This window comes from uncultured Thiodictyon sp. (genome assembly GCF_903828115.1).
Lineage (GTDB): Bacteria > Pseudomonadota > Gammaproteobacteria > Chromatiales > Chromatiaceae > Thiodictyon.
Map to the genome: position 1 here is coordinate 1 of NZ_CAIKKU010000244.1, position 12,534 is coordinate 12,534.

Annotated in this window: 10 protein-coding genes, 1 tRNA gene and 3 pseudogenes; 8 read left to right on the top strand and 6 right to left on the bottom strand. The window is 67.6% G+C overall.

What is annotated here, in order from left to right:
• From QZY48_RS09110 to QZY48_RS09140, 8 genes and pseudogenes are all read left to right on the top strand, one after another.
• Window positions 1-207 (top strand): annotated as a pseudogene (locus QZY48_RS09110) (ISAs1 family transposase); the annotation flags it as partial.
• 15 nt (window positions 208-222) lie between these two features.
• The gene (locus tag QZY48_RS09115) at window positions 223-534 is read left to right on the top strand and encodes a hypothetical protein (RefSeq protein WP_295430323.1); all 312 of its coding nucleotides are present in this window, start codon (window positions 223-225) and stop codon (window positions 532-534) included.
• Window positions 535-675: 141 nt separating this feature from the next.
• Window positions 676-840: a hypothetical protein gene (locus QZY48_RS34705; RefSeq protein ID WP_366929659.1), complete on the top strand. Its 165-nt coding sequence runs from the start codon at window positions 676-678 to the stop codon at window positions 838-840.
• A gap of 60 nt (window positions 841-900) precedes the next feature.
• Window positions 901-1,227 carry a hypothetical protein gene (locus QZY48_RS09120; RefSeq protein WP_295430325.1) on the top strand — a complete coding sequence of 109 codons (327 nt, stop codon included), beginning with the start codon at window positions 901-903 and terminating at the stop codon, window positions 1,225-1,227.
• A gap of 405 nt (window positions 1,228-1,632) precedes the next feature.
• Window positions 1,633-1,944, top strand: a pseudogene (locus QZY48_RS34710) (DUF4157 domain-containing protein); the annotation flags it as partial.
• Between the two features lie 545 nt (window positions 1,945-2,489).
• Window positions 2,490-2,720: a hypothetical protein gene (locus QZY48_RS09130; protein ID WP_366929660.1), complete on the top strand. Its 231-nt coding sequence runs from the start codon at window positions 2,490-2,492 to the stop codon at window positions 2,718-2,720.
• Window positions 2,717-2,959, top strand: coding sequence for a hypothetical protein (locus tag QZY48_RS09135; protein WP_295430330.1), 243 nt, complete (start codon window positions 2,717-2,719; stop codon window positions 2,957-2,959). Before QZY48_RS09130 ends, QZY48_RS09135 begins: the two co-directional genes overlap by 4 nt.
• A gap of 74 nt (window positions 2,960-3,033) precedes the next feature.
• A complete protein-coding gene (locus QZY48_RS09140; protein ID WP_295430332.1) occupies window positions 3,034-4,491 on the top strand; it encodes a sigma 54-interacting transcriptional regulator in 1,458 nt (485 codons plus the stop codon).
• A 1-nt stretch (window position 4,492) separates the two neighbouring features.
• On the opposite strand, the gene QZY48_RS09145 is transcribed toward QZY48_RS09140, so the two are convergent.
• The 6 genes and pseudogenes from QZY48_RS09145 to QZY48_RS09170 form a co-directional block, all read right to left on the bottom strand.
• Window positions 4,493-4,577: transfer RNA gene (locus QZY48_RS09145), tRNA-Leu, on the bottom strand.
• A gap of 102 nt (window positions 4,578-4,679) precedes the next feature.
• Window positions 4,680-5,214, bottom strand: a pseudogene (locus QZY48_RS09150) (adenylyl-sulfate kinase).
• A gap of 208 nt (window positions 5,215-5,422) precedes the next feature.
• The gene (locus tag QZY48_RS09155) at window positions 5,423-6,724 is read right to left on the bottom strand and encodes a PAS domain-containing protein (RefSeq protein ID WP_295430334.1); all 1,302 of its coding nucleotides are present in this window, start codon (window positions 6,722-6,724) and stop codon (window positions 5,423-5,425) included.
• Between the two features lie 462 nt (window positions 6,725-7,186).
• Window positions 7,187-7,519, bottom strand: a complete 333-nt coding sequence (locus QZY48_RS09160; RefSeq protein WP_295430336.1) for an STAS domain-containing protein — start codon at window positions 7,517-7,519, stop codon at window positions 7,187-7,189.
• A 314-nt stretch (window positions 7,520-7,833) separates the two neighbouring features.
• On the bottom strand, window positions 7,834-10,998 hold the full coding sequence (locus tag QZY48_RS09165) for an efflux RND transporter permease subunit (protein WP_295430338.1): 3,165 nt from the start codon (window positions 10,996-10,998) through the stop codon (window positions 7,834-7,836).
• Window positions 10,995-12,182 (bottom strand): efflux RND transporter periplasmic adaptor subunit, encoded by a 1,188-nt coding sequence (locus tag QZY48_RS09170; protein WP_295430340.1) that lies wholly within the window; start codon window positions 12,180-12,182, stop codon window positions 10,995-10,997. The genes QZY48_RS09165 and QZY48_RS09170 overlap by 4 nt, the downstream gene beginning before the upstream one ends.
• Window positions 12,183-12,534: the final 352 nt, after the last annotated feature.

Below are 12,534 nucleotides of genomic sequence, written 5' to 3' on the forward strand. Positions count from 1 at the left end.
CGCGCACCGGCCGCCCGCGAGAACCTGGCCGTCCTGCGCCACATCGCGCTGACGCGGCTGAAGAACGACAACACCAAGCTCGGCATCAAGAACAAACGCTTGAAGGCCGGTTGGGATGAACGCTACTTGACGAAGCTGCTCTTTGAAGCACCGGATGCCAAGCCAAAAACACGTGTATCAGATTCTCCGAATATTAGTGTAGCGTGATGCGATTGCCCTGAGGTGAAGGGCGACATCGGTATCAGTGTCTTCGGGCTGAGCCTGATGGACGGATTTCACTCCGTCACGCTGACGGTGGACAACCGCAACCCGAAGAAGCCAACGGTGCGATTTACCGACCACACCCTTCACCACGGCAAGGCCGGAGAGGTCATGCAGCGTGCCGACAGCGGCCACAAAGAGACCTATGATGCAGACTCGCCCCGCGGCCTCGACGAGTACATCACGTATTTTGTCCAAGTAAACTGGGACGCCATGACCGACAACAGAAAAATGACGCCCTGGATCCGTTTATGGCGCCTGAAGAGCAACTAGCGCCGCCGTAGTATCCGGCGCAGCTTACCTGATTGCGTATTTCTTGAGCAGCTTGCCCAGGGCCCGACGCTCCTTGTCCGCCAGCCGCGCCGCCTGGGAGACGTTGCCCTTGGACTCCTAGCGGACGGTATTCCCGATCCTGTGGCGGCAGCGTCGGCCACAGCGGTCGGCGCGCCGGCCTATACCGTCGAGCGGCATGTCGTGTTCGGCGCCGGGCGCCATTTATCACCTGTGGCGGGCTCCCCCCGATCGGAACAAGGTGTTCCTGTTGTTCAGTCCCGGCGGCGGAACAGAGACGAGATCTGACCGGGCGGGCGCGAATGCAAACAATGTGCACGCGATCCGCTCGGGTGCAGAGTCCAGCGAATGGATCGTCATCGGTATCCCAGGCTTTCGGGCCGACACTGCGCCCGCCTGGTGCAGGATCGGTCGGACCTGCCGCCGCCCGCCCCCGCCGCGACCTTGCTGGCACCGATTCTCGCCGACCTGCCGGCGCGCGGCCGCTTGACCACGCACCCCGTGACGGCCGGGACGACGAGCGGCAGGACCAACATCCACGCGGCTTCCCGCCAGGCCTCTACGCGCATCATTTGTTTGTTGCCGAGATTGCCGGGGAGTTATTCGAGTGAGCCGCTCCATGTCTATGGCGATGTCTATGGCGTCGATGCGAACGGTCGGGTGGTACTCTACTGACCCGGCCAGCCCGGTCAGCAACAATGTCGTGATGGAGGTCCTGCACAATGATCGCTCCGGCTCGCAAAGAGACAACCGGCGTCAAGGCCGGAGGCACCCGCGCCCCGGTCGCCGTGCCGCGCCATGCCATGCCGTTGGTGTTGGCGTTCGGTCCAGGTCGCCCGTGCTCCCGACCCAGAATCCCCAGTGGGAGCGGTTGGCGCTGCGCCGGACGACCGCCGGGGTACCCGCGGCTCAGGCGCGGCTCGCGGTGGGGCGCACCGACGACCCCCTGGAGCGGGAGGCGGACGCGGCCGCGCAGCGGCTGCTGCAGATGCCGGACCCGGCAGCGCCGCCCATGACCACCGCACCCTCCCGCCCACCGTGCGCCGGGTCTGCGACGACTGCGCCCGGGAGGACGAGACGATGCGGCGCCGAACCCCGGACGGCGACGCGCCAGGGGTCGACCCCGCGGGGGCGCCGCCGGTCGTCCACGCCGTCCTGAACGCGCCCGGACAGCCCTTGGACCGCGGGGCCCGGGCCTTCTTCGAGCCCCGGCTCGACCGGGACCTGGGTGACGTGCGCATCCACACGGACGGCGCGGCCGATCGGTCCGCCCTGGCGGTCGGCGCCCAGGCCTATGCCGTCGGACGGCATATCGCCTTCGCCCCCGGCCGCTATGCCCCGGACACTCAGGACGGCCGCTACCTCCTGGGCCATGAACTGGCCCACACCATCCAGCAAGGGGCCAGCGCCCCGACCCTGCGCCGCGCCCCGCCGCCGACACCAGCGACCCAGCCGGCGACGGTCCCGACCCCGGGGCCGACGGACTTCGTCCTCAACCGCGTCGGGGCCTCGACGACCGCGCGGATCTCCTTCGCCCCCGGGTCCGCGGCCCTGGACGCCGGGGCGAGCGCCGCCATCGTCTCGATCAAGGCATTGGCGCCGGCAAGCCTGCGCCTGATCGAGACGCATGACGCGCAGTTCGATCTGCTCGGCATGGGAGGCCGGGGTCAGGTGCATCGCCACCGGGATTTCGTACTGGGTGTCGGCGATCAGATGCACACCATAGCCGAACCAACTCTTGATCTTGTTCCAGGACTTACCGGTGCGCGCGTCGACCCCGCTGGTCGCGTGTTTGCCCCAGTCGGCAGCGGGATCGGAGGTCGCCCCGGTGATGCGGTTGACCCGCCCGGTGCTGTGGCTGTCGATCGCCTTGCCGTCGTAGCCCAGTCTGGGAGACCCTGGCCCGGCGTGAACCGGCCCTCACGGCGCGCACCCGGATCGTCCTGCGCTCCCCGCTCTTCGGTTTTCCACCGCTGGTGGGCGCACCCGGTCTGGCGGCCGCGGACGCGGCGGCGGTGCGCGGCGTCCTGCTGGCCCAAGAGGGCGACGCGACCGGTCGCCGCCTGCTAGGTGAACTCAATCTGGACGGCTTCGCCGCCGAGGGGCCGGCGCTCTTTCTCGACATCGCCCACATGGCTGGCCTGGTCCGGCAGGTGGGCGATCCATGATCCTGTTTCCTAGCAGCTACCGTCAGCGCCTGCCCTTGAGTCTCAGCATCGCGGCCGTGGCCACCGACTTCCTGATGGCCCTGGCCTTGGGTCTGCAAACCCTGAAGAACCTGCGCGAGGACCAGGGGCGCAACGCCCTGCGCCTGGGTCACGCCATGTCCGGCGTGCTGATCCAGGCCCTGCGGCACGACGACGTCTGGCTCGCCTACTCCCTGCTGGCGACTGCCGCTGCCCAGTGACGGCGGCGGCGACGGGACCGCGGTCGGCGAGTTGATCGCCCTGCTGTCGGACGCGCCCTTCCTCGCGCGCTTCTATGAAATCCTGCCTGGATCGCGGACTGCAACAGATCCAGCACGCGGTCTCGGCGCTGCTGGTGGAGGCGCGCCTGGACGGCCGCCCGCTGACCCCCGCGGACCTGGAGGACGTGCGGACCCTGGCCCAGCCGAAGTCGGCCGGGTCCGGGGCAACGCTTGCTTGGGAGAATAGCCTCGCGGGGCCGGTCCCGCTCCCGGCCAACTTGGTGCGGCAGTTGTTGCTGAACCTCATGCTCAATGCCCGGCAGGCGGTGGACCCCGGCGGTCGGGTCGCGGTGCAGATCGCCCACGCGCGCGGCGGCCTGCAGATCCTGGTGGAGAACAGCGGCGAGCCCATCCCCCCGATCGGCTCGCGCGCCTGTTCGAGCCCTACCCGTCCCCGTATCCGGATCGCCAGGGACTTGGGCTCTGGGTGTGCTGGCAGATCGTCACTCAGCTCGGCGGGACCATCGAGGCCCAGGCGCTGGAGCGCAGTACGCGCCTGTGCGTGCACCTGCCCAGCGTGCCGGAGTCCGACCATGACTGAGCCGCGGCCCCGCATCTGTCTGGTCGAGGACGACCCGATCATGGGCGAGGCCCTGGCGGAGCGGCTGGATCTGGAGGGCTTCCAGGTCCGCTGGCACCACACCGGCCTCGCGGCCCTGCCGGACCTGACCGGCGGGACCATCGCGATCGCCGTCATCGACATCCGCCTGCCCGACTGCTCCGGCATAACGCTCTTCGAGCGCATCGGCCGGGAAGCGCAACGGCCCCCACCGTGCGTCTTCATCACCGGCTGCGGGAACATCGAGGACGCGGTACGGCTGCTGAAGCTCGGCGCCGCGGACTACCTGACCAAACCGCTGGACCCCACGGCACTGGTGGACAAGCTGCGCATCCTGGTCCGGGAGACGGATCAGGCCCGATCCCGGGAGACGGCCGGCGCGGCGGCAGGACTGGCGCTGGATGCGGGCGCGCTCGGGGCACCGCTGGGGATCTCGCCGGCCATGCGGCGGGTGGAGGAGCAACTCGTGCGCATCGCCTCCCACCCGGCCACGCCGCTGCTGATCAGCGGGGAGTCCGGGGTGGGCAAAGAGTTGGTCGCGCAACGCCTGCACGCCCTGCAGTGCCCGAACGACCCGCTGGTGGCGGTCAACTGCGCGGCCCTGCCGGAGTCGCTGATCGAGGCGGAGTTGTTCGGCCATGAGAAGGGCGCCTATACCGGCGCGGAGCGCCGCCGCGCCGGGGTCTTCGAGCGCGCGGGGACGGGCATCCTGTTCCTGGACGAGATCGGCGACATGCCGCTCAGCCTGCAATCGCGACTGCTGCGGGTACTGCAATCGCGCAGCCTGACCCGGATCGGCGCTGGTCTCAAGGCCCAGGCCCAGTCGGGCGAACGCGCGGCGATCGGCCCAACGCCTTCACTGATTTGTTTTTCTATGTGTTCTTTGTGTGAACAATTCCCGGATTTGGGTTAAATGGTGCGCGGAGGGGGACTCGAACCCCCACGGGTTGCCCCACTGGAACCTAAATCCAGGGCGTCTACCAATTCCGCCATCCGCGCTGAGAATGGACTTGGGTGTCGCCCGGTGATTCTACACCGGATCGGCGCCGCGGCGCCGCGGTGCGCGCGGGCGGCCCGCGGGGCCGCGGGGGCCGCAGCCGCTCAGTCCCCCACGGGGCCCAGTTGCCCGCGCCGCTTCATCAGGTTCACGATGCGCTCGGTCAGGATCAGCTCCAGCGCGTACATCATCTTGCCGCCGGGGATCACGAGCGTGTTGAAGCCGGTGATCCTGGTCCCGTCGATCAGGCCCTTGAGGTTGAGCTTGTACTCCACGCTGGGCTTGGGCGTGAGGAAGTGGATCATCACCAGGCTCTGGTCGAAGGTCGGGATATTGTTGACACAGAAGGGGTTGGAGGTGTCGGTCAGGGGGATGCGCTGGAAGTTGATGTGGGTGGCGGAGAACTGGGGCAGGATGTAGTGCCCTCGGGTCCGAAGTGGCTCAGGGTGCGGCCATCGGCCTTGGCCTTGGCCAGTTCTTCCTTCATTTCCCGGCGGTGTAGCGATGGAAGCTGTCGCCCTCGACCACCGCGGCGCGGGCGCCGATGCGATGGAAGATGTGCTCCAGGGCATTCTTGACGGTGCTGGTGCCGGCGCCGGATGATCCGGTCACGGCGACGATGGGGTGTTTGATCGACATCGGGCTCTACTCACTCACAGGTCGTGCGGAGGCTGATCCTCCGGAGGGCGATTTTCGCCCAGGGGCGACATCATCGGCACAGGATACCGGGATTGGGGCGCCGCCGCTCCGCAACCCGGGGACTCGCTGCATCAGGCCCGCGGTCCGGAGCGCGCCTCGCTCCTCAGGGCAAGGCGGCGGACAACCGGTCCGACTCGGCGGGGTCCACTTACTCGACGAAATGCTGGTCGCCCGCTGCCCCCCGCGTGGTTGCCGTGAACTCCTGCACGACACAGGCGACCCCGACGATCTCGCCAAGGCCCCCGCACACCGGGCCATAGTGCGCGAGCCAGTCCCGTTCCACCCCTGGCTGCGCCCCTGTCACTCCCCGCAATACGAGGTTATGCACCTCGTCGCCCGTCGCGATGACGTCCCGGAAGGTCGGCTCCAGCCCATCGGCCAGGGCGGGCACGACCTCACGCAGCGTGCGACCCAGATGATCGCCCGCCGTGCGGCCATTGATCTCGGCCATCCGCTCGTTGATCCGCACGCAGCGCAGGTCCCGGTCGAAGACGGCCAAGCCGACCGGGGCGTTGCGGTAGATCAGTTCCAACTCGGCGTGTTCCTGACGGAACCGCGCCTCGCTCGCGCGCAGTTCCCGCATGGTCGCCTCCAGCTCGGCAGTGCGCCGGGCCACCCGCTCCTCCAGCTCGGCATTGAGCCGACGGTTCTCGTCTTCCGCCAGTTTTTGCTCGGTGATATCCTGAGACAGGCCGGCGTAGAGCACGACCTCACCCACGGGTGCGGCGATCGGAAACCCACGACTGCGGATCCAGCGCACCGACCCGTCGGGCCGCAGGATCCGGTACTGGTGTTCGTAGAGCAACCCCTGGGCCCGCGCGCTCTGTAACCGCAGGACCGCTTCGCGATCCGCCGGATGCACCGAATCGAGAAATGACCCTGGGTTCGCGTACAGTTCGGCCGCCGGGCGGCCCCAGATCTGCTCATAGGCCGGGCTGACGTAAAAGACCCTCTCCCTGGCGCGGTCGGTCAGCCAAAAGACGTCGCCGATCGTCTCCATGACCAGCCGCAGGCGCTCCTCAAAATCGCTCAGGCTTCGCTCGATCGCCTTCGACTCGGTGATGTCGCACGAGATGCCGACCGTGCGCAGCGGCCGACCGGCGGGATCGCGCTCGACCACCCGGCCCCGGCTGTGTACCCATAGCCATTGACCATTGCTGCACCGCATCCGAAATTGCTCATCGTAGAGCGGGTTGTCGGGCGCGAGCGCCGCCTCCAGCCGCCGCTGCACCCGGGGTTGGTCATCGGGGTGCACCAGGGAAAACCAACCATCCGCTACGCCTGGCATTTCGCCTTGCCGGTACCCGAGCATCGCGACGATGCGCGAACTCATGAACGAAGTCCCGCTGGGATGATCGTACTCCCAGATACCGATGCCGGCGGCATCCAGGATCTCCTGATAACAGGCGGCATCACGGACCAGGGGATTCACGGTGGCGTTTTCAGACATTGGCGGCACAAGTAGTGGTCACGAAGTGGGCCAAGTCTACGCGGCCCACCACTGCTGCCGCCAGGGTCGGCGCCGGTCCCGGCGGGCCGAACAGTCCGCCCGGAATCCCTGGCAGCCGTGCCCGGCGAGAAAGGCGCGTGGTGCCTCGGTCTGCACCCACCCGGCGACGACGGCGAAGCCGAAGCTCCGTGCCCGAGCCTGGATGGCGCGAGTGATGGCGGCGGTTACGGGGATGATAGCGGCGGCGGGCAGCAGACCGCGTTGCGCAGGCTGCCGGTGGAGCGGAGATTTTTTGGCGCCTGGACCGCCTGTGCAGGCTGCCCGGCCAAATTTAAGGTGCGAGGGTGCGCCGCGCGCATCCCGACGCCGGGTAAGACTGCGGCCGTCTAATTCAACCGATGCCCCCCAAGGTGCGCACGGCGCACCCTAGACCAAGGAACCGAACAATTGCGCCTGGCGCCGCTAGGCCGCGCCGGCGGCCGCCAGGTGTCGACGCGAGGGGTAGGAGGCATCGCCCTGGATCAGGGACAGTTGCCGCCGCACCTCGGGCTGATCACCCAGGACCACCACGGTGGCGCCGACCCGGTGCAGGTCCCGGCTCAGCATCCGCAGGAGCGCGATCCCGGAATCGAAGACCCGATCGACCCGGGTCAGGTCCATGATGCAGGTCTTGAGCCGGCTTTGGATCTGGGGAGCGATCCCGCACACCGCATGGGTGACGGTAAGATCGAGGTTGCCGTCGAAGGACAGGTCGAGCAGGGCCTCCTCCGGGACGAACGAGACGTTCATGGGCATGGTAATCATCCTCCGGTACTTCGCCGCGGGACCGATTTGCAAGGGTCCGCGGCGCTATTATTGTGTTCCGGGCTCGACCGGGGCCGCGGCGGGCGGGACAAGGGCGAACTTGGGGCGGAGTCGGGCGACTCACTGGCGCTCGCGCCGGGGTCAGACAGGTCGTACATTCCCTGTCGCAAAGCACCCCAGCGTGTAGTACCAATCATAGCCCTTGTTCGACCGCTCGTCCTGCGACATCGGCAGAAATTCGGCGAGCACTGATCCCAGCCCGGCGCCGGGCCGGCGGTTCCTGGCCCCCCGGCGGGCCGGTCGTCTCAAAGGCCCGGCTGGTGCCCGGCGCCCTCTGGTTGCCCGGCATTGCCGACAGTCGCGGCGGGCTGGCCATGGACCAGTTCCCGCAGGCGCTGGAAGACGACATAGAGCATGGGGATGAGGAAGATGCCGAGGATGGACGCGGCCAACATGCCGCCGAACACGGCGGTACCGACGGCCCGCTGGCTGGCCTGGCCGGCACCATCGGCAATGACCAGCGGGATCAGGCCGAGGATGAAGGCGAAGCTGGTCATGAGGACGGCGCGAATACGCATATGGGCGGCGGTGGTGGCGGCCTCGAGGATGGATTTGCCGTGGCGGCGCTGTTCCATGGCAAATTCGACGATGAGAATGGCATTCTTGCTCGCCAGTCCGATCAATACCACCAGGCCCACCTGGGCATAGAGGTCATTGGGCAGGCCGGTGAGACGCAGGGCGATCATGGCGCCCAGCACGCCGACGATGACCGAGAGCAGCACCGCCGCCGGCATCGACCAACTCTCATAGAGCCCGACCAGGAAGAGATAGGCGAAAAGCACCGCGAGCCCCAGCACGACAGTGGTCTTGCCCCCCGCCTCCAGCTCCTGGAAGGCGGTGCCGGTCCACTCATAGCCGAAGCCGCTCGGCAGGGTGGTGGCGGAGAGGCTCGCCATCGCCGCCAGGGCCTCGCCGGTGGAGCGCCCGGGGGCCGGTCCGCCCTGGATGGTGACGCTGCGGTAGTTGTTATAGCGCTGGATCAACTGGGGTCCCAGGATCAGTTTGGGTGTCATCAGGGCGCGGATCGGGACCATGTCCCCCTGGCTGTTGCGCACATGGATACGATAGACGTCATCGAAGCGGTTGCGGTCACTCGTGTCGCCCTGGATGTTGACCTGCCAGATGCGGCCGAATTTATTGAAATCGTTGACATAGTAGCCGCCGAGCGTGGCCTGCAGGGCGGTGAAGAGGTCGCTGATCGTAACGCCTAAGGTCTGCGCCTTTTCGCGGTCGATGTCGAGGAAGACCTGGGGGTTGTTGGTCGCCCAGGTCGAGAAGACGCCTTGCAGGCGCGGGTCCTGATTGGCGGCCAGGACCAGGGCGCGCATCGCGGCGGACAGTTCCTCCGGGGTGCGGCCCTGCAGGTCCTGGAGCTTGTACTCGAACCCGCTGCCGGTGCCGAGCCCGATGATCGGCGGGAGGTTGAAGGGGATGATCATGGCGGCGGCGATGGGGTTGGTCTGGGCGCGGATGCGCGCGATGGCCGCGTCCACCGTCAGGTCCGGTGTGGTGCGCTCGGCGAATGGCTTGAGCCGCCCGATGGCAAAGGCGCTGTTGGACTGCACCACCCCGTCCATGATACTGAAGCCGGGGATGGCGAGCACATGGGCCACCGCGGGGTCGGCCGCGATGATGGTCTCGACCTGCTTGACCACCTCGAGCGTCCGGTTGAGCGAGGCCCCCTGGGGGAGCTGGATCTCGGCCATGAAGGCGCCCTGGTCCTCGACCGGCAGAAAGCCCGTGGGCGTGGTCTTGAACAGCCAGCCGGTCGTAAGCCCAATCCCGATGATCAGCACCACCACCAGCATCGCCATGCGGACCAGGCGCGTGACGATGCCGGCATAGCCGTCGCGCACCGCGTCGATCCCGTTCATCATCCGCCCCATGAGGCCGCGCCGCTGGTGGCCCGGTTTGAGCAGCGCCGCGCACAGGGCCGGCGACAGGGTGAGCGCATTGACCGCCGAGATCAGCATGGAGAAGGCGACCACCGCGGCGAACTGCTGGAAGAGCTGCCCGGTGATGCCGGGGATGAAGGCGACCGGCAGAAAGACCGAGAGCAGCACGAGCGTGATGGCGAGGATGGGTCCGGTGATCTGCCCCATCGCCTTCTTCGCCGCTTCGCGCGGCGGCAGTTGGTCCTCTTCCATGATGCGCTCGACGTTCTCCACCACCACGATGGCGTCGTCCACCACGATCCCGATGGCGAGCACCACCGCGAGCAGTGACACCGTATTGGCCGAAAAGCCGATGGCGAGCAGGCCGGCGAAGGTGCCCACCAGGGCCACCGGCACCGCGACCAGGGGGATCAGGGTGGCACGCCAACTGCCCAGGAAGAGGAAGACCACGATGATCACCAGCACGAAGGCCTCCAGGAGGGTGTGGATCACCTTCTCCAGGCTCGCGTTGACGAACTCGGTGGTGTCATAGACGACCGCATAGGTGAGGCCGTCCGGGAACCGCTCCGCCAGACGCCCCATCGCTTTGTCGATCGCCTTCGCCACCTTCACCGCGTTGGCCCCGGGGGCGAGATAGATGGCCACGCTGGCGCAGGGGGCACCGTCCAGCCGGCTGGTGGAGTCGGACTGTTTGGAACCCAACTCGACCCGGCCCAGGTCCTTCACCCGCACGGTGGAACCGTCCGGGTTGGCACGCACCACGATGGACTCGAACTCCTTGACCTCCGAGAGCCGCCCCTTGGTCTGGAGCGTGATCTGGAACTGGGCGTCGTTGGACATGGGCTGGGCGCCGATGCGCCCGACCGCCGCCTGGATATTCTGGCTCTTGATCGCCGTCATGACGTCCGTCGGCGTGATCCCGAGCGCCGTCAGGCGCGCGGAGTCCAGCCAGATGCGCATGCTGTAATCGAGCGCACCGAATTGGTTGACCCGGCCCACCCCGGGCACCCGGGCCAGGGTGTCGACCACATTGATGGTGGCGTAGTTGCTCAGAAAGAGGCTGTCATAAGTCCCCTTGGGGGAGTAAAGAGAGACCACCTGGAGCATGGCAGTGGACTGCTTCTGCACCGTGAGCCCGGTGCGCTTGAGTTCCTCCGGGAGCTGGGGCAAGGCCAGGTTCACCCGATTCTGGACATTGACCGTATTCAGATCCGGGTCAGTGCCCAGGGCAAAGGTGACGTTGAGCGAATAGCTGCCGTCATTGCCGCTGGTCGAGCCCATATAGAGCATGTTATCGACGCCGTTGACCTTGGACTCCACCGGCTGGGCCACCGTGGACTCCACCACCGCGGCGCTGGCCCCCGGATAGGACCCGGTCACCGTCACCTGGGGTGGGACTATGTCGGGGAGCTGGGCGACCGGGATGGCGCCGATACTGATGATGCCGGCGAGCAGGATGACGACCGAGATGACGATCGAGAGGCGCGGGCGGTCGATGAAGACGTCCGAGATCATGGCGCCACCAGGCCCGCGGGCGCTTGGGTCGCACTCTGGGCCGGGGCCGCGGTCACCAGGATGCCGGGCCGGACCTTCTGGAGGCCCTCGGTGATCACGAGCTCACCCGCGCTCAGGCCCGCGCGCACCACCACGTCGGCGCCCACCGAGGGGCCGGTCTGGATTCGGCGCAGTTGCGCCTTCTGGTCCGCGGCAACGATCAGCACGAAGGTCCCCTGTTGGTCCAACTGCAGGGCCGACTGGGGCACCAGAATCGCCAGCGTCGGGGTATCGTCCTGGACCAGGACCCCGACATACTGGCCGTCCACCAGGATGCCCTTGGGGTTGGGGAAGACCGCGCGCAGGGTCACGCTGTCGGTGCCCCGGTCGGTGGTGACGTCGATGAAGTTGAGTTTGCCCTGATGCTCATAGAGCGAGTCGTCGGAGAGCCGCGCCAGCACCACGACCTTCGACGGGTCCCCGCCCCCCGCCTCGATATCGCGGCGCGCCTGCAGGAGTTCCCGCTGGGTCACGGGGAACTTCACGTCGATCGGGTTGCTGCTCACGATGGTGGCGAGGGTACCGCTGGCGGGCCCCACCAGGGTCCCCACGCTGTATTTGGAGAGCCCGATACGCCCGGCGACGGGGGCGATGATGCGCGTGTAGTTGAGATCCAGTTTGGCCGCGTCCAGGGCCGCCTGGGCCTGGGCGATACCGGCCTTGGCGATGGACTGGGCGGCCTGCAGTTTATCCACCTCGGACTGGGCGATATTCTTCTGCTTGACCAACTCCATCCCGCGGGCCAACTGGGCGCGGGCGTTCTGCTCGTCGGCCACCGCCTTGGTCAGGTCCGCCTCGCGCTGGGTGACCACCGCCTGATACTGCTCGGGCTCGATCACAAACAGCAGTTCACCAACCTTGACGTCCTGCCCCTCGGAGAATTTGCGCTCCTTCAGGAACCCCTGGACCCGTGCCTGGAGGTCTACGCGGTCCACCGCCACTACCCGACCGATGAACTGGACCTGCTCCTCCACCGCGGCCTGCTTGGCCGCGACCACCACCACCGCCGGGGGGGCGGCCGCCGGGGCCGCGGGCATGGTGTCCGACCCGCAACCTTGGGGCAGGCCCAGGATCGCCGCGCAGGCCAGCGCAAGGACGGGGAGCCGGTAGCGGCGTGAGCCTGGAAGGAGGGGGCGATGCGGCATAGGTGGGGTCCGTGGGTGGTGGGGTCCGGGTGATTCTAACGCCCGCCCTGATCCGGCGCGACCGCCGCGCCAGCCCTGCAGGGTCCCGGACCGCCGGTGTCGAACCTGTGACGGCGGACACACGCAATGATCCCGCGGGGGCCTAGACTTCAAGCAGGTTGAGCGGTGCCGGGTGTCCCCTCCACCAGTGCGGCCCGACCTGCCCGAAACCCCCGTTGCCTCCCCCCGGCATCGGGGGTCTTTTATTGTGCAGGATCGAGCGGCCAGGGGCGCGATCAGCACTGATGTGGTGATCGACGAGATCCCGCGTACGCTGTCGTTGTCGTTGTCGTTGTCGAATAATCCGACCACG